The following is a 23,060-nucleotide window of genomic DNA, read 5'->3' as shown; positions in this document are numbered from 1 at the left end:
GGTCCGGCATGGCTGAGAAACGTTCGGGCCCCGTGCTCTTCGACCTCGAGGAAGAAGCGCCCTCTCCGGCGGAGGCGGCGCCCGTGCCGGACGAGGGCGATCTACCGCGCGGCGCGGCGATGACGCAGGCGGCGGCGCTGGCCGCGCGCAAGCCCTCGCCGTTGCTGCGGCTCTTCTGGTCGCTCTTCGGAGCGATCTTCGTGCTGGTCCTCTCCACCGCGGCCTGGGCCTTCGTCGCGAACCTGCTGGCCACGGTGCCGATCCTCGGGTGGATCGCGGGTGCATTGATCGGGGCGCTGGTCCTCGTGATGCTTGCCTTGGCGGTGCGCGAGATGGCGGCCTTCAACCGCCTGAAGCGCATCGACGAGATTCAGCATGCGGCGGCTGGCGCGGTGGCGGAGCACGACCTGCGCGCGGCGCGGGCGGTGACCGACAAGCTCGTCGCGCTCTATTCCGGCCGGCCCGAGACCGCCTGGGGCCGCGAGCGGCTGGCCGAGCGGCGGGGCGACATCCTCGACGCGGACGGCCTCCTTGGGCTGGCGGAGGCCGACCTGCTCGGCCCGCTCGACGCCCGCGCCCTGCGCGAGGTCGAGGCGGCGGCGCGGACGGTCGCGACGGTGACCGCGGTCGTTCCGCTGGCGCTGGCCGACGTCGCCGCTGCCTTGGGCTCCAACCTGCGGATGATCCGGCGCATCGCCGAGGTTTACGGGGGCCGCTCGGGCGGGCTCTCCTCCTGGCGTCTGACGCGGACGGTCCTGACGCATCTCGTGGCGACCGGCGCGGTCGCAGTGGGCGACGACCTCATCCACTCGGTCGCGGGCGGCGGGCTGCTCTCGCGCGTCTCCCGGCGCTTCGGCGAGGGGATCGTCAACGGTGCCCTGACCGCCCGGGTGGGCGTGGCGGCGATCGAGGTCTGCCGGCCCCTGCCGTTCCACGCCACGCGGCGGCCCTCGGTCACGGCGCTCGTGCGGCGCTCGCTCACCGGGCTCTTCGGGACGTCGGAGTAGGCGGGCCGCATTGACCGGCCCGCGCCGCCGCGCTAGGCCCTGACCCGACATGGATCGGTTCGGCCTCATCATTCGAATTAGCCTCCCGGCGCTCTGACCACCAAGAGACGCCGGGCCAAGACGTTGCGCCCCGCCGCGACGCGCCGTATTCCGCCACCGAAAGATCATGCCCGCGAGGAGCCACGGACCATGTGCGCCGACACCGCCACCGCGCCCGACTACAAGGACACCCTGAACCTGCCGCAGACCGAGTTCCCCATGCGGGCCGGCCTGCCCAAGCGCGAGCCCGGCTGGCTCGAGCGGTGGGAGAAGATCGGGATCTACGAGCGCCTGCGCGAGAAGGAGGATCGCACGCCCTTCACGCTGCATGACGGCCCTCCCTATGCCAACGGCCACCTGCACATCGGCCACGCGCTGAACAAGGTGCTCAAGGACATGGTGGTGCGCAGCCACCAGATGATGGGCCACGACAGCCGCTACATCCCCGGTTGGGACTGCCACGGTCTGCCGATCGAGTGGAAGATCGAGGAAAAGTACCGCCAGAAGGGCATGGACAAGGACAAGGTCCCGGTCGTCGAGTTCCGGCGCGAGTGCCGCGACTTCGCGCAAGGCTGGGTCGACGTCCAGCGCGACGAGTTCAAGCGACTCGGCGTCACCGGCACCTGGGACCGGCCCTACCTGACGATGGACTACCACGCCGAGCGCGTGATCGCCGAGGAATTCATGAAGTTCCTCATGACGGGCCTGCTCTACCAGGGCTCCAAGCCGGTGATGTGGTCGCCGGTGGAGAAGACCGCGCTGGCCGAGGCGGAGGTGGAGTACCACGACCGCCAGACGGATGCGGTCTGGGTTCCGTTCGACCTCCTGAGCGACACGACCGTAGCAGGGCCCGATACCCGGACCGAGGAGCTGGGCCGGCTGAAGCCGCTCGGCGATCTGGAGGGCGCGCAGGTCGTCATCTGGACCACCACGCCCTGGACGCTGCCGCAGAACCGGGCGATCTGCTTCGGCCCCGAGATCTCCTATGGCCTCTACGAGGTGACCGGCACGCCGGACGAGTGCTGGGCCAAGGTCGGTGACCGCTACCTCCTGGCCGACGCGCTGGCCGAGGACGCCCTGGGCGCAATGCGGCTGGAGGCGGGCCAGAGGACCCGCCTGCGCGACGTCTCCGCGGAAGAGCTGGCCGGTCTCGCCTGCGCCCACCCCCTGCGCGGGGCCGAGGGCGCGAATGGCGAGTGGGACTACGACGTCCCGCTGCTGCCCGGCGACCACGTCACCGACGACGCGGGCACCGGCTTCGTCCATACCGCGCCGAGCCACGGCGACGACGACTACGCCATCGGCCGCGAACACGGGCTGGAGATGACGCACAACGTGCGCGACGACAGCTCCTACCGGGACGATCTGCCCTTCTTCGCGGGCCTCCGGATCATCGAGGAGAACGGCAAGCCCGGGAAGGCCAACAAGGCCGTCATCGACAAGCTGGTGGAGCAGGGCAAGCTGCTCGCGCGCCGCCGGATCACCATCTCCGACGCCCATTCCTGGCGCTCCAAGGCCCCGGTCATCCGTCTCAATCGCCCGCAGTGGTTCGCGGCGATCGACCGCCCCGTGGGCGACGGCAAGGACGATTACGGCACCACGATCCGCGAGCGGGCGCTGCGCTCCATCGACGAACTCGTGACTTGGACGCCGCGGACGGGCCGCAACCGGCTGCACTCGATGATCGGCAACCGGCCCGACTGGGTGCTCTCGCGCCAGAGGGCCTGGGGCGTGCCTCTGACCTGTTTCGTGAAAGTCGGGGCCCTTCCGACGGACGAGGATTTCCTCCTGAGGTCGGAAAAGGTCAACGCGCGGATCCTAGAGGCCTTCGAGGCCGAGGGCGCCGATGCCTGGTACGAGGAGGGCGCCAAGGAGCGGTTCCTCTCCGGCATCGTCGATCCGGCCGAGTACGAGCAGGTCTTCGACATCCTCGACGTCTGGTTCGACAGCGGCTCGACCCATGCCTTCGTGCTGCGCGACCGCGAGGACGGGACCGAGGACGGCATCGCCGACGTCTACCTCGAGGGCACCGACCAGCACCGGGGGTGGTTCCACTCCTCGCTGCTGCAGGCCTGCGGAACCATGGGCCGCGCGCCCTATCGCAACGTGGTCACGGCGGGCTTCACGCTCGACGAGAAGGGCAACAAGATGTCCAAGTCGCTGGGCAACACGGTGGCGCCCGACGACGTGACCAAGCAGTACGGCGCGGACATCCTGCGGCTCTGGGTGGCGCAGACGGACTACACCGCAGACCAGCGCATCGGGCCCGAAATCCTCAAGGGGGTGGCGGACAGCTACCGCCGGCTGCGCAACACAATGCGCTTCCTGCTGGGCGCGCTCGCGCATTTCCACGAGGACGATCGCGTCGCGCCCGAGGACATGCCCGAGCTGGAGCGCTGGGTGCTGCACCGGATGGCCGAGCTCGACGAGACCGTCCGGCAGGGCTACCGGTCCTTCGACTTCCAGGACGTGGTGCAGAAGGTCTTCAACTTCTGCACGGTGGAGCTCTCGGCCTTCTACTTCGACATCCGCAAGGACGCGCTCTACTGCGACGGCGACTCCGAGCGGCGGCGGGCGGCGCGGACCGTGCTCGACCTGCTGTTCCACCGGCTGACCACCTGGCTCGCGCCGGTGCTGGTCTTTACTATGGAAGAGGTCTGGCTGGAGCGCTTCCCGGGCGAGGACAGCTCGGTCCACCTCGTGGACATGCCGGAGACGCCCGCGGGCTGGCGTGACGATGCGCTGGCGGAGAAGTGGGCCAAGGTGCGCAACGTCCGCCGCGTGGTCACGGCCGCGCTGGAAGTGCAGCGCGCCGAGAAGGTGATCGGCGCCTCGCTGGAAGCGGCGCCGGTGGTGCACGTCGAGGATGCCGAGACGCTCACGGCCCTCAAGACGGTGGCCTTCGAGGACGTCTGCATCACCTCCGACATCTACCTTACCGGCGACCCGTCGCCTGCAGAGGCCTTCCGCCTGCCGGAGGTGCCGGGCGTGGGCGTGGTCTTCGAGCGGGCCGAGGGCGAGAAGTGCCAGCGGTGCTGGAAGATCCTGCCGGGCGTGGGGCAGCATTCGCACCCGGGCGTCTGCGCCCGCTGCGACGCGGCTCTGGGCTGAGGTTGAGGGGGTCCGGTTCGTCCGGGCCCCTTTCCAATTGCCTTGCCGCCAGTGCCCTAAGGGGCGGCGCGGCGGCCTATGGCCTTTGCTCTGCCTGAGCCGACCTACTTCTGAGGGATGACCTGCTGCAGCCCTCCGGCCACCAGCAGGTAGACCGAGGTCAGCACGAAAGCCCAGTCGGCCCAGACCGGCATCTCGTGGAAGCCGTTCCAGGCGGCGACGCCCGCCAGCACCGTCCAGACCAGCGCGACCGGCAGCGAGACCGAGCGCCAGCGCGCGGTCCGGACCGGGTGGATGAACTTCACCGGCGAGAACATCAGCGCGGCCAGCACGATCACCAGCGGCAGGATCACCGCCGGCGGCGGCTCGAGCGCGAAGAGCACGATCACGAGCATGTTCCAGCAGCCGGGAAACCCGGAAAAGCTGTTGTCGGTCGTCTTCATCCGGGTGTCGGCGAAATAGACGACGCTCGCGTAGGTGATCGTCAGGATCGCGACCCATCCGGTCCAGCCCGGCAGAAGATCAGTGGAAAACAGCGCGTAGGCCGGGATGAAGACGTAGGTCAGGTAGTCGATGATCAGGTCCATCAGCACGCCGTCGAACTCCGGCGCGTTGTCCTTGACCCCGTATTTCCGGGCGAGCGGCCCGTCGATCCCGTCGACCGCGAAGGCCACCACGAGCCAGAGGAACATGGTCTGCCAGTCGTCCTGCACGGCCGCGAGCATCGCCAGCATGGCGAAGACAGCGCCGGTCGCGGTCAGGAGGTGGACGCTCAGGGCGGCTTGTCGGACGCGTGTCATGGGCCCGTCATGCCGGAAACCGCAGAGCTGCGAAAGGGGCGGGGGTCATGGCTCGAAAATCTCCACGGAACTGTCGGGATCGGCCCGGTAGTGGGCCAGGCGCGTCTTCAGGCTGCCGCTGTGCAGCTCCAGCCGGTGGCCATCCGGGTCCAGCACGTAGATCGACGCGCCCTCGCTGCGGTTCTCTCGCCAGCTCTCCGCCTGCTGCAGGACGCGGGTGCCGAGGCTCTCGATATCCTCCTCCGCGACGGTGAAGGCGACATGGCTGTAGTCCGGATGCGGCCGCGCGCGTGCGGCGGGGTCCAGCGCAAGGCAGATCCAGAGATCGCCGGCCTCGAGGTAGGCGCCCTCGGGCCAACGCGCCCGCAGGGTGCACCCCAGCAGGTCACGGTAGAAGGCCAGCGAGCGGTTGAGGTCGGTGACCGCGAGCGTCAAGTGATTGAGCCCGCGGATCCGGCTCATCCCCGTGCCCTCGGGTGGGCCGCGGCGTAGACTTCCAGCAGGCGCGCTGTGTCCACGGCGGTATAGGCCTGGGTCGTGCTCAGAGAGGCATGACCCAGCAGCTCCTGGATCGCCCTCAGGTCGCCGCCGGCGGTCAGCAGGTGCGTGGCGAAGCTGTGGCGCATGGCATGCGGCGTGGCGGTGGCGGGCAGGCCGAGCTGGAGGCGTGCGGCCTCCATGACCTTCTGCACCGCGCGCGGTCCCAGGGCACCGCCCCGGGCGCCGCGGAAGAGCGGCTCGTGCGGCTCGGAAGGGAAGGGGAAGAGTTCCAGGTAGGCCTCGACCGCGTCGCGGGCGGGAGCGATGACCGGAACGATCCGCTCCTTGCCGCCCTTGCCGCGGATGCGCAGCGTCTCGGGGAGCGGAGCGTCGGCCCGGGTGAGCGAGAGCGCCTCGGAGATCCGCAGCCCGCAGCCGTAGAGCAGGGTGACCACGGCCGCGTCGCGCGCGGCGATCCAGGGCTCGCGGGCCTGAAGCTCCACCCGCTCGATCATCGCTGTGGCGGCCTCCGGCGCGAGCGGGCGCGGCAGCTTCTTCTGGAACTTGGGCGCACGGGTCGACAGCACGGCGGTGGGCTCGAAGCCCTCGCGCTCGGCGATCCAGCGGTAGAAGCCCTTCACCGCCGAGAGCGCCCGGGCGAGCGAACGGGCCGAGACGCCGCGCGACCGCTCATGCGCCATCCAGGCGCGCATGTCGCTGACCGTGACTCGGACGAGGGGGGCGAGGCCCTGGCTCTCGCCGTGGTGCTGCGCGAGGAAGGCGAGAAAGCCCGCCACGTCCGCGCGGTAGGCCTCGCAGGTCTTGGGGGCCGCGCCGCGCAGGGCGCGCATGTGGTCGATCCAGCCCGCGAGTGCGTCGCGGAGGGCGGGGGAGATCAGCTCAGCCACCGCCGCATCGTCCGCTCGAAGACGCCGCCGAAAAAGGACAGCAGGTCGGTGCCCTGCTGCGGCGTGAACTGGTGCGGGTCCTCGGCGCCCATCGCCAGCATCCCCGGCAGGCGGCCCTCGCCGAGATCGAGCCGGATCAGCGCCTCGGACCGCAGGTCGCCGGCGGCCTCGCCGTAGAGCGTCCCGTCCCGCGGCTGGGCCTGGCGCAGGGTGACAGGGCGGGTGCCGGTGTTGCGGCCGCGGGAGATGTAGTCGTCCACGAAGCCCTTGGGAGCGACGTGCAGCACATCGCCCATCCCGTCGAGCTGCGAGCCCTCGCCCGAGCCGGTCTCAAGCACCAGCACCATGGCGTCGACGCGAAGGATGTCGCCGATCTCGGTCTTGAGGCCGGTGAGCAGCTCGTCGAAGCGGGTCGCATCCAGCAGCTTGAGCACCGCGCGGTGGATCTGGTTGGTTCCCGCCAGGTTCTCGTAGGCCGCCGCGATGACGTTGCGGTGCGTCTCTTCCAGCCGGTCCAGCCGGGCCTCGAGCCGCTCCATCGCGATCCCGCGCAGATCGACGATGTTCTGGCCCATGGACTGGTCGTTGGCGGCCACGAGGGCGCGCATGATGTCCTGGTCCTCGAGCACGGTCTCGGGATCGGACAGGATCGTCTTTCGGACGGAGTCGTCCATCAGGGGAGTGCTGCTCATGCCTCGCTCGATTTCGTTGTTTTGTCCGAGCCTAGCAGAAGACGGGCGGGAGGGCCTAGCCCGCCCGGCCCGCGATCCACGAGTGTGACCCGGATCCCTAGCTCTTCTTCGCCGATGCCGTCTTTTTGGCGGCGGTCTTCTTCTTCGGCGCGGCCTTCTTCTTGGGGGCGGCCTTCTTCTTGGCGCCGCCCGACTTGGCGGCCTTCTCGGCGATCAGGTTGACGGCCATCTCCATGGTCACGTCGTCGGGCGACGTGTCCTTTGGCAGCGTGGCGTTGACCTTCTCCCACTTCACGTAGGGCCCGTAGCGGCCCTCCATGACGTTGACCGCGCCGCCCTGGTCGGGATGTTCCCCGAGTTCCTTGAGCGGCTTGGCCGCGCCGCGCCGGCCTCGGCCGGGGTTGGCGCGCTTTTCGGCCAGAAGCTCCACCGAGCGGTTCATGCCGATCTCGAAGACGTCCTGCGGGTCCTTGAGGTTGGCGTAGATGCCTTTCTCCTCGTCCGGGCGCTGGTGGAAGAGGTAGGGACCGAAGCGGCCGAAGTTGGCCTTGATCACGCCGCCCTCGGGGTGCTCGCCCACCTCGCGCGGCAAACTGAGAAGACGCAGGGCCTTCTCGAGGTCCATCTCGTCCGGCGCCCAGCCCTTGGGGAGGGACTGGCGCTGGGGCTTCTTGTTCTCCTCGGTCACCTCGCCGCGCTGGACGTAGGGGCCGAAGCGGCCGGAGCGCAGGCTGATCTCGTTGCCCTCGTCGTCCTCGCCCAGCACGCGGTCGCCGGTTTCGGCGGCATCGCCGCCGATGGGCCGGGTGTAGCGGCACTCGGGGTAGCGCGAGCAGCCGACGAAGCCCCCGGTGCGCGAGGTCTTGAGGTGCAGCTGCCCCTCGCCGCAGAGCGGGCAGACCCGCGGGTCACCGCCATCCTCGCGCGGCGGGTAGAGCTGGGGCGCCAGCGCGTCGTCGAGCACGTCGAGCACCTCGGCCACGCGCAGCTCGGAGGTCTCCTCGATCGCCTTGTGGAAGTCGCGCCAGAAGCTCGCCAGCAGGTCCTTGTAGTTCTGCTCGCCGGCGGAGACGTGGTCGAGGCTCTCTTCCAGCTCGGCGGTGAACTCGTAGCCCACGTACTTGCGGAAGAAGTTGAGCAGGAAGATCGTCACGATCCGGCCCTTGTCCTCTGGGAAGAGGCGATTGCCTTCCTTCCGGACGTATTCGCGATCCTGGATCGTGGTGATGACGCTCGCGTAGGTCGAAGGGCGGCCGATGCCGAGCTCCTCCATCTTCTTCACCAGCGTCGCCTCGGTGTAGCGCGGCGGCGGCTGGGTGAAGTGCTGCTCGGGCGTCACGCTCTCCTTCTTGGCGGGCTCACCCTCGGAGATGGAGGGCAGGCGCTTGTCGTCGTCGTCCACGACGTCGTCGCGGCCCTCCTCGTAGACGGCGAGGAAGCCGTCGAAGAGCACGACCTGGCCCGTGGCGCGCAAGCCGACCTGCTGGTCGGCGCTCTCGATCTCGACCGTCGTCCGCTCCATCCGGGCGGCTTCCATCTGGCTGGCGATGGTGCGCTTCCAGATCAGGTCGTAGAGCTTGCGCTGGTCGGCCTCGGAAATCCTGAGGTCGTCGGGGTGCACGTTGGCATCCGTCGGCCGGATGCATTCGTGCGCCTCCTGCGCGTTCTTCGCCTTGTTCTTGTACATCCGCGGCGAGGAGGGGACGTAGTCCTTGCCGAAGCGGCTGGCGATGGCGTCGCGGGCGGCGTGGACGGCCTCGGGCGCCATGTCGATGCCGTCGGTCCGCATGTAGGTGATGAGCCCGGCCTCGTAGAGCCGCTGCGCCGCGTTCATGCACTGCCGCGCGCCCATCGAGAACTTGCGGCTGGCCTCCTGCTGCAGCGTCGAGGTCATGAAGGGCGGGGCCGGGTTGCGGCTGGTGGGCTTGGCCTCGACGCTGGCGACCTTGAGGTCGCGCGAGGTGACGGCCTGCACCGCCATCTCGGCCTGCGTCTCGTTGGCGAGGTCGAACTTGTCGAGCTTCTTGCCCGCGAGCCGGGTCAGCCGGGCCTCGAAGGTCTGGCCGCGCGGGTTCGCGAGCTGCGCCTTGACCGTCCAGTATTCCTGCGGGCGGAAGGCCTCGATCTCCATCTCGCGCTCGACGACGAGGCGCAGGCAGACGGACTGCACCCGGCCGGCGGAGCGGGCGCCGGGCAGCTTGCGCCAGAGCACCGGCGAGAGGTTGAAACCCACGAGGTAGTCGAGAGCCCGACGGGCGAGGTAGGCCTCGACCAGGGGCGCGTCGATCTCGCGCGGGTTCTTCATGGCCTCGGTGACGGCCTGCTTGGTGATCGCGTTGAAGGTCACGCGGCGGACATCGGTATCCTTCTTGATCGCGCGGCGCTTCTTCAGGGCCTCCTGCAGGTGCCAGGAAATCGCCTCACCCTCGCGGTCGGGGTCGGTAGCGAGGATCAGCGCGTTGTCGTCCTTGAGGCTCTCGGCAATGGCGCGGACATGCTTCTGGCTGTCGCTGCCGACCTCCCATTTCATCTCGAAACCGTCGTCGGGATCGACCGATCCGTCCTTCGGAGGGAGGTCGCGGACGTGGCCGTAGGAGGCCAGAACGACGTAGTCGGAACCCAGATACTTGTTGATTGTCTTGGCCTTGGCGGGCGACTCGACGACGACGACGGGCATGCGGTTTCCTTCGGTCCGGGCCTGTTCGGCTCAAGGCGCCTAGATGTGGCGGGCCCGGGGGGTTTGTCAATGAATGGGTGCCGGACCGACTGCCCGGACCCGCCAACGACTCGTCGCCGGGCGGCGAGGTCCGGGTCAGGACAGCCGGGAGAGCAGCCCGCCCGGCTGGCGGGCGATGCGCCCTTCGAGCTCCAGCTCCGTGAGTGCCGGTCCGACCTCGCCCGGCGCGGCGGAGACGTCGCGGATGAGCTGGTCTTCCGCCACCGGGGCCGGGCTCAGACGGTCGAGGATCCGGCGATGGAGCGCCGCGATGTCCCGCAATGCGGGCCGCGGTCGCGGCTGCGGCGGCGCGGACTTCTCGGGGCGGGCCTGAAGGGCTGGCGCGGCTTCTCCCAGCGCCTCAAGCACGTCTGCGGCGGAGCGCACCAGCGTCGCGCCGTCCCGCAGGAGCATGTTGCAGCCGCCCGCCCGTCCGTCCATCGGGTGCCCGGGAACCGCGAAGACCTCGCGCCCCTGGTCGAGCGCGGATCTTGCCGTGATGAGCGAGCCCGAGCGCAGAGCGGCTTCGACCACGACCACGGCGCTGGCGATGCCCGAGACGATGCGGTTGCGCGCGGGAAAGTGCCGGGCCTGGGGCTGCAGGCCCATCGGCTGCTCCGAGATGAGCGCGCCGGTACCGGCGATCCTGTCGGCGAGCTCGGTATTCTCGGAGGGGTAGATCACGTCGACGCCCCCGGCGCAGACGGCGAGCGTTCCGGCCTCCAGTGCCGCGTGGTGGGCGGCGGCGTCGATCCCGCGGGCGAGACCGGAGACGACGACGAAGCCGGCCTCCCCCAGTTCCGCGGCCAGGCGGCGCGCCATGCGGGTCCCGAGCGACGAGGCGCTGCGCGCGCCCACGAGCGCCACCATGGGGCGATCCAGCGCCTCGGGCCGGCCGCGCAGCCAGAGCAACGGGGGCGCATCCGTGATCTCTGCGAGCGAGGCGGGATAGTCGGGCGAGCCGTACCAGAGCGGCTGCGCGCCTGCGGCACGGGCGGCCTTGAGCTCTGCCCGCGCCACGGCTTCGGGGCAGGGGGCGTAGTCCTCGACCCCCGAGTCCCGGGCGATGCCGGGCAGGGCCGCGAGAGCCGCGGCGGCCGTGCCGTGCTCCCGCATCAGCCGATGCCAGGTCGCGGGACCCACGCGCCGGGAGCGCAACAGGCGAAGCCGATCCAGCCGATCGTCTTCCGTGGTGGGTGGGAGTGGGGGGTGAGTGGAAGAATCTTGTCCCTCGACCATCCTGGTCTCCGCCTGTTGCCCCTTCGTTCTAGCGACCGAGAGTTAACGAAGCGTTGACAGGTCATCCCCTGATTTGGGGAGGGCTCAGGTGCCCGAGCCCCCCACGGTCAGCCCGCCGATCAGCAGCGAGGGCTGGCCGACGCCCACGGGCACCCACTGGCCCGCCTTGCCGCAGTTGCCGATGCCGGGATCGAGTTCCAGGTCGTTGCCGATCCCGCGGATCTTCTGCAGCGCCGTCGCCCCGTCGCCGATCAGAGTGGCGCCCTTGACCGGTGCGCCGACCTTGCCGTCCTTAACGCGGTAGGCCTCGGTGCAGGAGAAGACGAATTTGCCCGAGGTGATGTCGACCTGGCCGCCGCCGAAGCCGACGGCGTAGATCCCGTCCTTCACGTCGGTCAGCAGGTCCGCCGGGGTGCTGTCGCCCGAGAGCATGTAGGTATTCGTCATGCGCGGCATCGGGATATGCGCGTAGCTCTCGCGCCGCCCGTTGCCGGTGGCCTCGACGCCCATGAGGCGGGCGTTTTGCCGGTCCTGCATGTAGCCGACGAGCTTGCCGTCCTCGATCAGCGTGGTCCGATGCGAGGGCGTGCCTTCGTCGTCCACCGTCAGCGAGCCGCGGCGGTCGGGAAGGGTGCCGTCGTCGAGCACCGTCACGCCCTTGGCGGCGATCTGCTGGCCCATCAGACCGGCGAAGGCCGAGGACCCCTTGCGGTTGAAGTCGCCCTCAAGCCCGTGGCCGATGGCCTCGTGCAGCAGGATGCCGGGCCAACCGGGGCCGAGGACCACGTCCATGACGCCTGCCGGCGCCGCTTCGGCGCGAAGGTTCACCAGCGCGATGCGCAGCGCCTCCTTGGCGGCCTCCTGCCAGTGGCCAGGCTCGATCAGGGCGAGCAGCCCGGCCCGGCCGCCGGCCCCCGCCGTGCCGCCCTCGCGCCGGCCGTTCTCCTCGACGATGACCGAGATGTTGAGCCGCGACATCGGCCGGGTGTCGGTCACCAGCCCGCCTTCGGGCCGCAGGATCGCGACCTCCTGGTGCGAGGCGGCGAGGGTGGCCGAGACCTGGACCACCCGGGAATCGAGCGCGCGGGCATAGGCGTCGATCTCGCGCAGGACATCGACCTTACCGGAGAATCCCGCGTCCTCCATCGGGTCGGCGTCCGTGTAGAGCTTTCTGTTGGTGCCGGCCGGAGGCTCGGCCAGGGTGCCGCCGCCGTCGCCCACGGCGAGGCGCGTGGTGGCCACCGCGCGGCGCAGCGCCGCCTCGTCGACGGTGGTCGAATGGGCGTATCCCGCCGCCTCGCCGCGCACGGCGCGCAGGCCGAATCCCTCGGAGGCGTCGTAGCTTGCCGTTCTCAGGCGTCCGTCGTCGAAGGAGAGCACCTCCGACCGCCTGCGCTCGAGGAAGAGCTCGCCGTCGTCGGCCCCCGCGACGGCCTCCCGGACGAGGGCGAGCGCCCGGTCCTTGTCGAGGGCGGTCTCGAAGGGACGAAAGGAGGTATCTGCCATGAGGGGGCGGTCCTTGAATTGATCTGGGTCAGAAAGGGTCAGTTTGCCGCAACTGCCCTGCTTGTTTCGACCCGCCCAATATGGGAATACCGCGGCCGGAGACAACGGCCCCCGGTGCGGGGTCGCGACGGCGGCGCGCCCGGCCGCGCCCAGAGACACGAGGATTTGCGATGCGGACGAAAGCTCTCGTCACCCGCGGGATGACCGCCCTCACGGGCCTTTTCGCCAGCGGCGGCGCCGCCTGGGCGCAGATCGAGGTGGGCGAGGACCTGCCGATCATCGGGCAACCCATTCCCGGCGGCACCGGATGGCAGCCCGCCGCGACGGAGCTCGCCCGGGACATCCACTGGCTGGACAACATGCTGCTGGTCATCATCTCGGCGATCACGCTCTTCGTGGTCGGCCTGCTGGCCTGGGTGATCCTCCGGTACAACTGGAAGTCCAACAAGACGCCGGCGAGCTTCACGCACAACTCGCCGCTCGAGATCGCCTGGACCGTGGTCCCGATCATCATCCTGGTCTTCATCGGCTCCTTCTCGCTGCCCGTTCTCTTCAAGCAGCAGGAGATCCCGGAGGCCGACATCGTGGTGAAGGCGACCGGCTACCAGTGGTACTGGGGCTACGAGTACCCTGACGAGAACATCTACTTCGACGCCTTCATGATCGGCTACGGCGAGGGCAACCTGAACGACGACATCGTCGCCCGCCTCGAAGAGGCCGGCTACGGCGAGGAGCAGTTCAAGCTCGCCACGGACAACCCGCTGGTCCTGCCGGTCGGCGCGACCGTCGTGGTGCAGGTCACCGGCGCCGACGTGATCCACTCCTGGACCGTGCCCGCCTTCGGCGTGAAACAGGACGCCGTTCCCGGACGCCTCGCCGAGCTGTGGTTCGAGGCCGAGCAGGAAGGCATCTACTTCGGCCAGTGCTCCGAGCTCTGCGGCCAGGATCACGCCTACATGCCGATCACGGTCAAGGTCGTGAGCCAGGAAGAGTACGACGCCTGGATCGAGGCGGCGCGCGAGGAATTCCCTGCCTGAGCGGGATGAACCGATCCGACGCGGGACCGTCCCTGGTCCCGCCACTCGAAGGACGACGATGACTGAGATTTCCGCCGACGACACGAGGCTGCACGAGCCGGGCATGGGCGACTACTTCGCCCTCCTCAAGCCGCGCGTCATGTCGCTCGTGGTCTTCACCGCGCTCGCCGGGCTCGTGGTCGCGCCGGTCTCGATGCACCCGATCGAGGCGGCCATCGCGATCCTCTGCATCGCGGTCGGCGCCGGAGCCTCCGGCGCGCTGAACATGTGGTGGGACGCCGATATCGACGCGCGCATGCGCCGCACGGCGAAGCGTCCCATCCCCTCCGGTCGGGTCGAAGCGGGCGAGGCGCTTGCCATCGGGCTCGCGCTCTCCGGCTTCTCGGTGGTGATGCTCGGGCTGGCGGCGAACTGGCTGGCGGCGGCGATCCTCGCCTTCACCATCTTCTTCTACGCCGTGGTCTACTCGATGTGGCTGAAGCGCTCGACGCCGCAGAACATCGTGATCGGCGGCGCGGCAGGGGCCTTTCCCCCGCTGCTCGGCTGGGTCTGCGCGACCGGCTCCATGGCCCCCGAGGCCTGGCTGATGTTCGGGCTGATCTTCATGTGGACCCCGCCGCACTTCTGGGCGCTGGCGCTCTTCGTGAAATCCGACTACGGCGATGCCGGCGTGCCCATGCTGACCGAGACGAACGGCCGCCGCTCCACCCGCAACCACGTCCTGGGCTACACCCTGGCGCTGGTGCCCGTGGCGCTCGCCATCGGCTTCACCTCCATCGGCGGACCGCTCTACCTGGCGGTCTCGGCGATCCTCAACATCCGCTTTCTGAAGGGCGCCTGGGACATCTGGCGCCGTGACGAGGGACAGGCGGAGGCGGACAACTACGAGACCGAAAAGGCCGTGTTCCGCCAGTCACTCTACTACTTGTTCCTGCACTTCGGCGCCCTGATGCTCGAGACGAGCCTTGCGCCGTTCGGACTGGGAGGCTGGTAATGGCCATCCGCGTGGAACACGAAATGCATGACCGCCGCCGCGGGCGGAACACCGGCGTGGGGCTCATCCTGGTGGGCTTCGTCGGCATCGTCTTCGCCCTCACGGTGGTCAAGGTGCTGGGCCTCGGCGACATCAGCCAGATGGAGCGTTTCGACCACGTCGCGCGCCCGCAGATCGAGCCGGCCGCCATCGAGGCGTCGGAAGGCGGTGCACAATGAGACGGCTCCTGACCTGGTGGCAGGACCTGACCGGTCCGACGCGGACCGCTTTCGCGACGGTGGGCGTCGTGATCTTCATGGGCGGCATGGCCTGGGCCGCGGTGCCCTTCTACGACTGGTTCTGCCGGGTGACGGGCTTCGGCGGCGCGACGAACGTCGCGGAGGCGGGCGCCGACCAGGTGCTCGACCAGACGATCACCGTGCGCTTCGACGGCAGCCTCGAGCGCGGCATGCCCTGGAGCTTCAAGCCGGTCCAGAACGAGATGGAGATCCGGATCGGCGAGACCGGGCTGGCGTTCTTCGAGGCCTCCAACCCGACCGACAAGCCGATCGCGGGGCAGGCCGCCTATAACGTCACGCCCTACCAGGCGGGCGGATTCTTCGACAAGATCGAGTGCTTCTGCTTCACCGAACAGGTGCTCGCCCCGGGCGAGACGGTGCAGATGCCGGTCAGCTTCTTCGTCGACCCGGCGATTGTCGACGACCGCGAAGGGCAGTACATCCACACGATCACGCTGTCCTATACCTTCTACGAGATCGACCTGCCCGAGAGCTACGAGCAGGCCGCACTCGACGTGACCCAATAACAGGACGCCCGAGGGACAACGAAATGGCGCATGAAAAGAACCACGACTACCACATCCTGAACCCCTCGATCTGGCCGTTCCTCGGTGCGCTCGGGGCCTTCATCATGCTCTTCGGCGCCGTGCTCTGGATGCACGGCAACAGCTTCTGGCTGTTCCTGATCGGGTTCGTCCTCGTCGCCTACGTGATGTTCGGCTGGTGGGCGGACACGATCACCGAGAACAAGGTCGGCGACCACACGCCGGTCGTCCGGATCGGCCTGCGCTACGGCTTCATCCTCTTCATCATGTCCGAAGTGATGTTCTTCGCGGCCTGGTTCTGGAGCTTCTTCAAGCACGCCATGTACCCGATGGGCCCCGACAGCCCGGCGATCGACGGCCAGTGGCCGCCGGCGGGGATCGAGACCTTCGACCCCTGGCACCTGCCGCTGATCAACACGCTTATCCTGCTGTGCTCGGGCGCCGCCGCGACCTGGGCGCACCACGCCCTGGTTCACGAGGAGAACCGCGACGACGTGAAGTACGGCCTGACGCTGGCGGTGCTGCTCGGCCTGATCTTCACCTTCTTCCAGGCCTACGAGTACAGCCACGCCGCCTTCGGCTTCGCCGGGAACATTTACGGCGCCAACTTCTTCATGGCGACGGGCTTCCACGGGGCGCACGTGATCATCGGGACGATCTTCCTCTTCGTCTGCCTGCTGCGCGTCATGCGCGGCCACTTCACCGCGACGAACCATGTCGGCTTCGAAGCCGCCGCCTGGTACTGGCACTTCGTCGATGTGGTCTGGCTCTTCCTCTTCGCCGCCGTCTACATCTGGGGCGGCTGAGGCCAGCCCCGTGCGGAAGGCCGTGGCAACGGCCTTCCCACGCGATTTAATCGCGTGAAAGCGGCTTCGAAGCCGCTTTTTGCGTCCCGCCCGCCCGCGAAGAGAGCTCCATGCGCCGCCTGATCTTCCCCGTCCTCCTCGGCCTCGTCGGATGCGCGATCCTCATCGCGCTCGGCAACTGGCAGGTGCAGCGGCTCCAGTGGAAGACCGGCATCCTCGAGGAGATCGAGGGGCGGATCGGCGCCGAGCCAGTGCCGCTCCCCGCCGCGGTGGAGGAAGAGCCCGACCGCTTCCTGCCCGTCACGGTCAGCGGCGAGATCGCGGGCGAGGGGCTGCGCGTGCTGGTCACGCCGGAGGGCCTCGGCCCCGGCTACCGCCGCATCCTGCCCTTCGACACGGGCGAGCGGCGGGTCCTGCTCGACGCGGGCTGGGTGCCGCTCGAGGGCGGCGCGCTGCCCGAGGGCGAGATCGAGGTCACCGGCAACGTCCACTGGCCCGAAGAGGTCGACCGCTGGACGCCGGACCCCGACGGCGACCTCTGGTTCGCCCGAGACGTGGGGCCCATGGCCGAGGCGCTGAACACCGACCCGGTCATGGTCATCGCGCGCGACCTCTCGACGCCCGCCGGTCTCACGCCGCTGCCGGTGGGAACGGAAGGGATCCCCAACGATCATCTCGAATACGCGATAACCTGGTTCTCCCTCGCCCTCGTCTGGGCAATCATGTCGGTGTATCTGGTCGTCCGAACCGCCCGGAGAAAGGACGCCCAATGAACTACATCTCGACCCGCGGCCAGGCGCCGGAGCTCGGATTCGAGGCGGCGATGATGACCGGCCTGGCCCGCGATGGCGGCCTCTACGTGCCGTCCGAGATCCCGCAGATGAGCGCGGGGGACATCGCCGGGCTGGCGGGCCTGAGCTACGAGGAAGCCGCCTTCCGGATCATGCGGCCCTTCGTGGGCGACGCCTTCGACGACCGGACGTTCCGCGGGCTGATCGACAGCGCCTACCGCGGCTTCGACCATCCGGCCCGCGCGCCGCTGAAGCAGCTGGGCCCCAACCAGTTCCTGCTGGAGCTCTTCCACGGCCCGACGCTCGCGTTCAAGGACTTCGCGATGCAGCTGATCGGCCAGCTCTTCCAGGCCGCGCTCACGCGGTCGGGAGAGCGGATCACCATCGTCGGCGCGACCTCCGGCGACACGGGGTCGGCGGCGATCGAGGCCTTCCGCGGGCTGCCCAACGTTGATGTCTTCATCCTCTTCCCCTCGGGGCGGGTCTCCGAGGTGCAGCGGCGGCAGATGACCACGCCCTCCGAGGACAACGTTCACGCCCTCGCCGTGAAGGGCGACTTCGACGATTGCCAGGCCCGACTCAAGGAGATGTTTGCCGATGACGCCTTCCGCGACGGCGTGCGGCTGGCGGGCGTCAACTCGATCAATTGGGCGCGGGTGTTGGCGCAGGTCGTCTACTATTTCACCGCGGCGGTGAGCCTCGGGGCCCCGCACCGGCGGGTCGATTTCACCGTGCCCACGGGCAACTTCGGCGACATCTTCGCAGGCTACATCGCGCGGCGCATGGGCCTGCCCATCGGCCGGCTCTACGCCGCGACGAACCACAACGACGTGGTGAACCGCGCGCTGAAGTCGGGCATCTACCAGAAGGAGCAGGTCGCCCCCTCGATCAGCCCCTCGATGGACATCCAGGTCGCCTCGAATTTCGAGCGCGCGCTCTTCGAGGCCTACGACCGCGACGGGCGCGCCGTGGCGCTGCTCATGGAGGACCTGAAGGCGCATGACGGCTTCAAGATAAGCCAGGGGGCAAACGAGGCGCTGACCGAGGTCTTCGGCTCCGGCATGACGCTGGAGAGTGCCACGCTGGAGCGTATCCGCCGCACCCGGACCGAGACCGGCGAGCTGCTCTGCCCCCATACCGCCGTCGGCGTCGACGTGGCGGAGCGCAAGGCCGAACCGGGCGTGCCCATGGTCACCCTCGCCACCGCGCACCCGGCCAAGTTTCCCGACGCGGTCGAGGAGGCCACCGGTATCCGGCCCCCCCTTCCATCCCGAATGGCGGACCTGTATGACCGCGCGGAGCGCGTGACGGAGGCCGACAACGACCTCGGCGCCCTCCAGTCCATCATCAGGGACCGTATTTCGGCGTGACAGTACAGACGCATACGCTTTCCAACGGGTTTCGAGTCGTTACCGAACACATGCCCGGCCTCCGCTCCGCCTCGGTCGGGATCTGGGTGAATGCCGGCGGACGGCACGAGCGGGCCGAGCAGAACGGCATCGCCCACTTTCTCGAGCACATGGCCTTCAAGGGCACGGACCGGCGCACGACGCTGCAGATCGCCGAGGAGATCGAGGACGTCGGCGGCTACATCAACGCCTACACCACGCGCGAGATGACGGCCTATTTCGCCCGGGTCCTGCAGGAGGACATCGGCCTCGCGCTGGACCTGCTCTCCGACATCCTGCTCAACCCGAAGTTCGAGGACCGCGAGATCGAGGTCGAGCGGGGCGTGATCCTCCAGGAGATCGGCCAGAGCCTCGACACGCCTGACGACATCGTCTTCGACTGGCTGCAGGAGGCCGCCTATCCCGACCAGCCCATGGGCCGGTCGATCCTGGGGCCCGCCGAACGGGTCCGCGGCTTCGCGCGGGATGATCTCTCGCGCTTCGTGGCAGAACACTACGGACCGGGCCAGCTCATCCTTTCGGTCGCCGGGGCGGTGGACCACGATGCCATCGTCACCGCGGCGGAGCGGCTCTTCGGGCACATGACCCCGGTCAGCCGCGACTTCGTGACGGAGCCCGCGGTCTTCGGCGGGGGCGAGAAACGCGTCGACCGCAAGCTCGAGCAGGTCCACATGACGCTCGCGCTGGACGGGCCGAGCTACCGCGATCCCGATATCTACGCCGCCCAAGTCTATGCCACCGCGCTTGGCGGCGGCATGTCCTCGCGCCTCTTCCAGGAACTGCGGGAGCGGCGCGGGCTTTGCTACGAGATCTTCGCCCAGGTCGGCGCCTACGCCGATGCGGGTAACCTGATGCTCTACGCGGGCACCTCGGGCGAACAGATCGCCGGGCTCATGGACGTCACCGTCGACGAGATGAAGCGCGCGGCCGAGGACATGTCCGAGGCCGAGGTCGCCCGCGCCCGCGCCCAGATGAAGGCCGGGCTGCTGATGGGGCTCGAAAGCCCCAGCCAGAGGGCCGAGCGCATGGCGCGGATGCTGGCGATCTGGGGCCGGGTCCCCACGATCGAGGAGACCGTGCAGCGCGTCGAGGCCGTGACCGTGGCCGACGTCAAAGCCTTCGGCGAGAGAATGGCCGGCCAGACGGGCTCGGCGATGGCGCTCTACGGGCCGGTGTCGGAGGCGCCGTCGCTGGACGCGCTGCGCGCGCGACTCGCCGCCTGATGCTCCGCGTCCGGCGCAAGCTCCGGATCGAGACGGAGCGCCTGACCCTGCGCCCGCCGCAGCATTCGGACTTCAACGCCTGGACCTCCCTGCGCCGCGAAAGCGCGCCCTTCCTCAAGCCCTGGGAGCCGACCTGGGCAGAGGACCACCTCAGCCGCAAGGCCTTCACCAACCGCGTCTACTGGGCGCAGCGGGCCATTGCCGGCGGCACCGAGTATCCGCTCTTTCTCATCCGGCGCGACGATCAACGGCTCCTTGGTGCGATCACGCTGAGCAACGTTCGCCGGGGGCCGGCCCAGGCCGGGACGACCGGCTACTGGATCGGCCAGCCCTTCGCCCGCCACGGCTTCATGCGCGAGGCCCTGCAGGCCGTCGTCCACCATGCCTTCCACGTCCTCGACCTCAGCCGGATCGAGGCGGGCTGCCTGCCGGAGAACACGCCCTCGCGCCGGCTGCTGGAGAGCTGCGGCTACAAGTACGAGGGCGTCGCCCAGAGCTACCTGCAGATCAACGGCCGGTGGCGCAATCATGTGCTCTACGCCAATTTGCGCAGCGATCGGCGGGGGCGGACCGACATCGGCTACTGATCCTCGCGCCGTTCACGCATCCGCGAAGTGACGTATGGTCCGGGGCTGCTAGACTGATGGCCATGAGACCGCTTCTCCTCGCCGCCAGCCTCGTCCTCCTCAGCGTGACCAGTGCCGTGGCGCAGGACCGAAGGCCCTCTCACTGCATCAGCCTCGTGCAGAATACCCCCGGCCTCGAGGTCATCCCGGCAAGCTACCGGGAGCCGGTGCCGGAGTATTCCGTCCGGATCAGCTACATCGATCACTCCATGTTCCTGATCCAGACCGAGGGCGGGCTCTCGGCGGTCACCGACTACAATGGCTTCCTTGGCCCGACCGACCTCGTTCCGGACGTGGTCACGATGAACAACGCCCATTCCACGCATTGGACTTCGCTCCCCGACCCGCAGATCCCGAACGTGCTGGAGGGCTGGGGCACCGTGGACAACCCGCAGGACCATCACCTCGACCTGGGCGAGATGCTGGTGCGCAACGTCCATACCGACACGCGCAGCTACGGCGGCGCGCGGGAGAACGGAAATTCGATCTTCGTCTTCGAGGTGGCGGGACTCTGCGTCGGGCACCTCGGACACCTGCATCACGCCCCCACCGACGACCAGGTCGCGGCGATCGGGAGGCTCGACGTGGTCATGGCGGCGGTGGACGGCGGGCTGACGCTGGACCTGCCCACGATGATCGAGACGCTGCAGCGCTTCCGGTCCTCGGTGGTCATCCCGATGCACTGGTTCGGCCGAGTGAACCTCGACCGCTTCGTCGAGGGCATGTCGGAGGACTTCGCGGTCGAGCGGGTGGGCGGCCCGTCGCTCGAGATTTCCCTGCGCAGCCTGCCCGACCGGCCCACCATCATGGTGCTGGAGCCCGCCTTCCTGCCGGAATGACTTGTGCGCGCCGCCTGGTCGGCTAGGTCTCTGACCATGCTGAACGATGCCGACGACGCCTTCCTGTCGGGCCTGCGCGAGACGCTGCCCGAGGCCGCCTTCCGAGAGACGACGGAGCTCTATACCCGCGAGAGCCGCGACCGCTGGCGGGGCAGGGGGCATGTCGTGGCCCCCGGCTCGGCCGAGGAAGTGGCGGAGGTGGTCCGCGCCTGCGCCGAGGCGCGCGTGCCCATCGTCCCCTTCGGCGGCGGCACCGGCCTTGTCGGCGGACAGCTGTCGGGCGAGGGCGCGGTGCCGGTCATCCTGACGCTGGAGCGCATGACCCGGATCCGCGAGGTCCGGCCCGAGGAGAACGTCCTGATCGCCGACGGCGGGGCGGTTCTGGCCGATATCCACTCGGCGGCGGAAGAGGCGGACAGGCTCTTCCCGCTCTCGCTGGCGTCCGAGGGCACCGCGCGGATCGGCGGGCTGCTCGCGACGAACGCAGGCGGGCTGAATGTCCTGCGCTACGGCAATGCCCGCGCGCTCTGCCTCGGGGTCGAGGCGGTGACGGCGGAGGGCCGGGTCTGGCACGGGCTGAACCGGCTGCGGAAGGACAACACGGGCTACGACCTGCGGGACCTCATCATCGGGTCGGAGGGGACGCTCGGCATCATCACCGGGGCCGCGCTCCGGCTCTTTCCCCGGCCCGCGGCCTACGGGACGGCAATGCTCGCGGTGCCCTCACCGGATGCCGCCGTCGAGCTGCTCGGCATGGCCGGGCGGCGCCTGGGCGAGACGATTTCGGGCTTCGAGCTCATGCACCGACAGGGCCTCGACTTTCTCGCGGAGACCGGCCCCGAGGTGACTCCGCCCTTCGCCGAGACGCCAGACTGGATGGTGCTGGTCGAGATCGGCACGCCCCCCGGCATGGCGCCGGACGAGGCCCTCGAGGAACTCTTCGCCGAGGCCGCGGAGGCCGAGCTGGTGACCGACGGCGTGATCGCCCGGTCCGAGGCGCAGCGCGCGGCGCTCTGGTCGGTGCGCGAGTCGATCCCCGAGGCGAACCGGCGGATCGGCTCGATCTCCTCCCACGATATCTCGGTGCCGATCTCCTCCATCCCCGATTTCATCGTCGAGGGGGGCAAGCGGCTGGGACGGCTCGGTAATCTCCGGATCAACTGCTTCGGTCACCTGGGCGACGGCAACCTGCACTACAACGTCTTTCCGGCCCGCGGCGAGAGCCGCGACGACCACAAGGACATCCGGGACGAGGTGAAGCGGACGGTCCACGACCTGGTGCACGAGATGCAGGGGTCGGTCAGCGCCGAGCATGGCGTTGGGCGGCTCAAGGTCGACGACCTGGAGCGCTACGCCGATCCGGAAAAGCTCCGGATGATGCGGGCGATCAAGTCGGCGCTCGATCCGCAGGGCATCCTCAATCCCGGCGCGGTGCTCGCGGCGGACCAGGGTCAGCGTTAACTAATCTTTAAGTTAGCGTAGGGTAGCCTGGGCTCGCGCAGGTGCTCACCCGGGAAAAACTTCACTGGGTCTGCCTCGGTCCCGCCTCCCCGTAAATTCGGGGCGTCCAGAACGGACAGGGCGGGGCCGATCCATTACTTTCTCACGCCGGCTTGCGGCGCTTCACCGCCTCGCGGGCGAGACGATAGAGCGAGCGCGGCACCCACCGCAGATGTGGACGGTTCCAGTCGAGCCTGTCCTGGGCGAAAAAGGTTCTGGCAGTATAAAGATGCATTTTCTGTTGTCCTGACGTGGATCGGAAGGCTAAGCCTCCACAGAAATCGTATATGGAATGTATATACATTGACTATGCATCAGGTCAAGATCCGCCGCTCTCGGGCGACGCCGTGAGCAAGAAGGCCAAGGACCCCAAGAAGGACAGCCAGCTTGTCCTGCGCCTCGACAAGGACGAGCGCGACGCCTTCATCAAGCTCTGCAAGCGGATGGACACCAGCGCCGCGCGCGAGATCCGGCACTTCATCCGCGCATTTCTCAAGGAAAACGGGGACTAGGC

At 68.9% G+C, this 23,060-nt stretch carries 22 protein-coding genes; 14 read left to right on the top strand and 8 right to left on the bottom strand.

Annotated features, from left to right (window positions below; translation table 11 throughout):
- The first annotated feature begins 8 nt into the window (after nt 1-8).
- Nucleotides 9-1,007, top strand: a complete 999-nt coding sequence (locus F3S47_RS11250; RefSeq protein WP_150445360.1) for a YcjF family protein — start codon at nt 9-11, stop codon at nt 1,005-1,007.
- Nucleotides 1,008-1,196: 189 nt separating this feature from the next.
- The gene (gene ileS, locus F3S47_RS11245; RefSeq protein WP_150445359.1) at nt 1,197-4,157 is read left to right on the top strand and encodes an isoleucine--tRNA ligase; all 2,961 of its coding nucleotides are present in this window, start codon (nt 1,197-1,199) and stop codon (nt 4,155-4,157) included.
- Between the two features lie 104 nt (nt 4,158-4,261).
- Here the strand turns inward: ileS and F3S47_RS11240 are convergent, their stop codons facing one another.
- The 7 genes from F3S47_RS11240 to tldD all read right to left on the bottom strand — a co-directional run bounded on the left by F3S47_RS11240 (nt 4,262) and on the right by tldD (nt 12,498).
- Nucleotides 4,262-4,957: a CDP-alcohol phosphatidyltransferase family protein gene (locus tag F3S47_RS11240; RefSeq protein WP_150445358.1), complete on the bottom strand. Its 696-nt coding sequence runs from the start codon at nt 4,955-4,957 to the stop codon at nt 4,262-4,264.
- Between the two features lie 45 nt (nt 4,958-5,002).
- Entirely contained in the window at nt 5,003-5,419 is a 417-nt protein-coding gene (locus F3S47_RS11235) for a VOC family protein (protein ID WP_150445357.1), read from the bottom strand.
- Nucleotides 5,416-6,336 (bottom strand): tyrosine recombinase XerC, encoded by a 921-nt coding sequence (locus tag F3S47_RS11230; protein ID WP_150445643.1) that lies wholly within the window; start codon nt 6,334-6,336, stop codon nt 5,416-5,418. Before F3S47_RS11230 ends, F3S47_RS11235 begins: the two co-directional genes overlap by 4 nt.
- Nucleotides 6,333-7,037: a DUF484 family protein gene (locus F3S47_RS11225; RefSeq protein WP_150445356.1), complete on the bottom strand. Its 705-nt coding sequence runs from the start codon at nt 7,035-7,037 to the stop codon at nt 6,333-6,335. Before F3S47_RS11225 ends, F3S47_RS11230 begins: the two co-directional genes overlap by 4 nt.
- A gap of 97 nt (nt 7,038-7,134) precedes the next feature.
- Nucleotides 7,135-9,714 (bottom strand): type I DNA topoisomerase, encoded by a 2,580-nt coding sequence (gene topA / locus F3S47_RS11220; RefSeq protein WP_150445355.1) that lies wholly within the window; start codon nt 9,712-9,714, stop codon nt 7,135-7,137.
- Between the two features lie 135 nt (nt 9,715-9,849).
- The gene (gene dprA, locus F3S47_RS11215; protein ID WP_150445354.1) at nt 9,850-10,992 is read right to left on the bottom strand and encodes a DNA-processing protein DprA; all 1,143 of its coding nucleotides are present in this window, start codon (nt 10,990-10,992) and stop codon (nt 9,850-9,852) included.
- 84 nt (nt 10,993-11,076) lie between these two features.
- Nucleotides 11,077-12,498 carry a metalloprotease TldD gene (gene tldD / locus F3S47_RS11210; protein WP_150445353.1) on the bottom strand — a complete coding sequence of 474 codons (1,422 nt, stop codon included), beginning with the start codon at nt 12,496-12,498 and terminating at the stop codon, nt 11,077-11,079.
- 170 nt (nt 12,499-12,668) lie between these two features.
- Between tldD and coxB the strand changes: the two genes are divergently transcribed.
- From coxB to F3S47_RS11155, 11 genes are all read left to right on the top strand, one after another.
- On the top strand, nt 12,669-13,535 hold the full coding sequence (coxB, locus tag F3S47_RS11205) for a cytochrome c oxidase subunit II (RefSeq protein WP_150445352.1): 867 nt from the start codon (nt 12,669-12,671) through the stop codon (nt 13,533-13,535).
- Between the two features lie 58 nt (nt 13,536-13,593).
- A complete protein-coding gene (gene cyoE / locus F3S47_RS11200; protein ID WP_150445351.1) occupies nt 13,594-14,529 on the top strand; it encodes a heme o synthase in 936 nt (311 codons plus the stop codon).
- Entirely contained in the window at nt 14,529-14,747 is a 219-nt protein-coding gene (locus F3S47_RS11195) for a hypothetical protein (protein ID WP_150445350.1), read from the top strand. Before cyoE ends, F3S47_RS11195 begins: the two co-directional genes overlap by 1 nt.
- Nucleotides 14,744-15,334: a cytochrome c oxidase assembly protein gene (locus F3S47_RS11190; RefSeq protein WP_150445349.1), complete on the top strand. Its 591-nt coding sequence runs from the start codon at nt 14,744-14,746 to the stop codon at nt 15,332-15,334. Before F3S47_RS11195 ends, F3S47_RS11190 begins: the two co-directional genes overlap by 4 nt.
- 23 nt (nt 15,335-15,357) lie before the next feature.
- Nucleotides 15,358-16,158, top strand: a complete 801-nt coding sequence (locus F3S47_RS11185; RefSeq protein WP_150445348.1) for a cytochrome c oxidase subunit 3 — start codon at nt 15,358-15,360, stop codon at nt 16,156-16,158.
- A gap of 110 nt (nt 16,159-16,268) precedes the next feature.
- Nucleotides 16,269-16,931 carry an SURF1 family protein gene (locus F3S47_RS11180; protein ID WP_150445347.1) on the top strand — a complete coding sequence of 221 codons (663 nt, stop codon included), beginning with the start codon at nt 16,269-16,271 and terminating at the stop codon, nt 16,929-16,931.
- Nucleotides 16,928-18,319 (top strand): threonine synthase, encoded by a 1,392-nt coding sequence (thrC, locus tag F3S47_RS11175; protein WP_150445346.1) that lies wholly within the window; start codon nt 16,928-16,930, stop codon nt 18,317-18,319. Before F3S47_RS11180 ends, thrC begins: the two co-directional genes overlap by 4 nt.
- A complete protein-coding gene (locus F3S47_RS11170) occupies nt 18,316-19,581 on the top strand; it encodes a M16 family metallopeptidase (RefSeq protein WP_150445345.1) in 1,266 nt (421 codons plus the stop codon). The genes thrC and F3S47_RS11170 overlap by 4 nt, the downstream gene beginning before the upstream one ends.
- Nucleotides 19,581-20,168, top strand: coding sequence for a GNAT family N-acetyltransferase (locus F3S47_RS11165; RefSeq protein ID WP_150445344.1), 588 nt, complete (start codon nt 19,581-19,583; stop codon nt 20,166-20,168). The genes F3S47_RS11170 and F3S47_RS11165 overlap by 1 nt, the downstream gene beginning before the upstream one ends.
- Before the next feature lie 62 nt (nt 20,169-20,230).
- Complete coding sequence (locus F3S47_RS11160) at nt 20,231-21,046, top strand: MBL fold metallo-hydrolase (RefSeq protein ID WP_223877798.1); 816 nt, start codon at nt 20,231-20,233, stop codon at nt 21,044-21,046.
- Nucleotides 21,047-21,082: 36 nt separating this feature from the next.
- Entirely contained in the window at nt 21,083-22,507 is a 1,425-nt protein-coding gene (locus F3S47_RS11155; RefSeq protein ID WP_150445342.1) for an FAD-binding oxidoreductase, read from the top strand.
- 142 nt (nt 22,508-22,649) lie between these two features.
- Here F3S47_RS11155 and F3S47_RS19655 read toward each other — a convergent pair whose 3' ends face one another.
- Nucleotides 22,650-22,781, bottom strand: coding sequence for a hypothetical protein (locus F3S47_RS19655; protein WP_263405996.1), 132 nt, complete (start codon nt 22,779-22,781; stop codon nt 22,650-22,652).
- A 112-nt stretch (nt 22,782-22,893) separates the two neighbouring features.
- Here F3S47_RS19655 and F3S47_RS19405 point away from each other — a divergent pair, with 112 nt between their 5' ends.
- The gene (locus F3S47_RS19405; RefSeq protein WP_191090159.1) at nt 22,894-23,058 is read left to right on the top strand and encodes a hypothetical protein; all 165 of its coding nucleotides are present in this window, start codon (nt 22,894-22,896) and stop codon (nt 23,056-23,058) included.
- Nucleotides 23,059-23,060: the final 2 nt, after the last annotated feature.

Origin of the sequence: Histidinibacterium aquaticum, assembly GCF_008710275.1 — a bacterium.
Lineage (GTDB): Bacteria > Pseudomonadota > Alphaproteobacteria > Rhodobacterales > Rhodobacteraceae > Oceanicola > Oceanicola aquaticus.
This window is presented reverse-complemented; position numbering and strand designations above follow the sequence as displayed.

Excerpts from the sequence above, each read along its gene's own strand:
- F3S47_RS19655 (WP_263405996.1), bottom strand. The coding sequence starts at position 22,781 with ATGCATCTTTATACTGCCAGAACCTTTTTCGCCCAGGACAGGCTCGAC.
- F3S47_RS11195 (WP_150445350.1), top strand. The coding sequence starts at position 14,529 with ATGGCCATCCGCGTGGAACACGAAATGCATGACCGCCGCCGCGGGCGG.
- F3S47_RS11160 (WP_223877798.1), top strand. The coding sequence starts at position 20,231 with ATGAGACCGCTTCTCCTCGCCGCCAGCCTCGTCCTCCTCAGCGTGACC.
- coxB (WP_150445352.1), top strand. The coding sequence starts at position 12,669 with ATGCGGACGAAAGCTCTCGTCACCCGCGGGATGACCGCCCTCACGGGC.
- F3S47_RS11235 (WP_150445357.1), bottom strand. The coding sequence starts at position 5,419 with ATGAGCCGGATCCGCGGGCTCAATCACTTGACGCTCGCGGTCACCGAC.
- F3S47_RS11165 (WP_150445344.1), top strand. The coding sequence starts at position 19,581 with ATGCTCCGCGTCCGGCGCAAGCTCCGGATCGAGACGGAGCGCCTGACC.
- F3S47_RS11190 (WP_150445349.1), top strand. The coding sequence starts at position 14,744 with ATGAGACGGCTCCTGACCTGGTGGCAGGACCTGACCGGTCCGACGCGG.
- tldD (WP_150445353.1), bottom strand. The coding sequence starts at position 12,498 with ATGGCAGATACCTCCTTTCGTCCCTTCGAGACCGCCCTCGACAAGGAC.
- F3S47_RS11180 (WP_150445347.1), top strand. The coding sequence starts at position 16,269 with ATGCGCCGCCTGATCTTCCCCGTCCTCCTCGGCCTCGTCGGATGCGCG.
- F3S47_RS11185 (WP_150445348.1), top strand. The coding sequence starts at position 15,358 with ATGGCGCATGAAAAGAACCACGACTACCACATCCTGAACCCCTCGATC.
- topA (WP_150445355.1), bottom strand. The coding sequence starts at position 9,714 with ATGCCCGTCGTCGTCGTCGAGTCGCCCGCCAAGGCCAAGACAATCAAC.
- ileS (WP_150445359.1), top strand. The coding sequence starts at position 1,197 with ATGTGCGCCGACACCGCCACCGCGCCCGACTACAAGGACACCCTGAAC.
- F3S47_RS11225 (WP_150445356.1), bottom strand. The coding sequence starts at position 7,037 with ATGAGCAGCACTCCCCTGATGGACGACTCCGTCCGAAAGACGATCCTG.
- F3S47_RS11240 (WP_150445358.1), bottom strand. The coding sequence starts at position 4,957 with ATGACACGCGTCCGACAAGCCGCCCTGAGCGTCCACCTCCTGACCGCG.
- F3S47_RS11155 (WP_150445342.1), top strand. The coding sequence starts at position 21,083 with ATGCTGAACGATGCCGACGACGCCTTCCTGTCGGGCCTGCGCGAGACG.
- cyoE (WP_150445351.1), top strand. The coding sequence starts at position 13,594 with ATGACTGAGATTTCCGCCGACGACACGAGGCTGCACGAGCCGGGCATG.
- thrC (WP_150445346.1), top strand. The coding sequence starts at position 16,928 with ATGAACTACATCTCGACCCGCGGCCAGGCGCCGGAGCTCGGATTCGAG.
- dprA (WP_150445354.1), bottom strand. The coding sequence starts at position 10,992 with ATGGTCGAGGGACAAGATTCTTCCACTCACCCCCCACTCCCACCCACC.
- F3S47_RS11250 (WP_150445360.1), top strand. The coding sequence starts at position 9 with ATGGCTGAGAAACGTTCGGGCCCCGTGCTCTTCGACCTCGAGGAAGAA.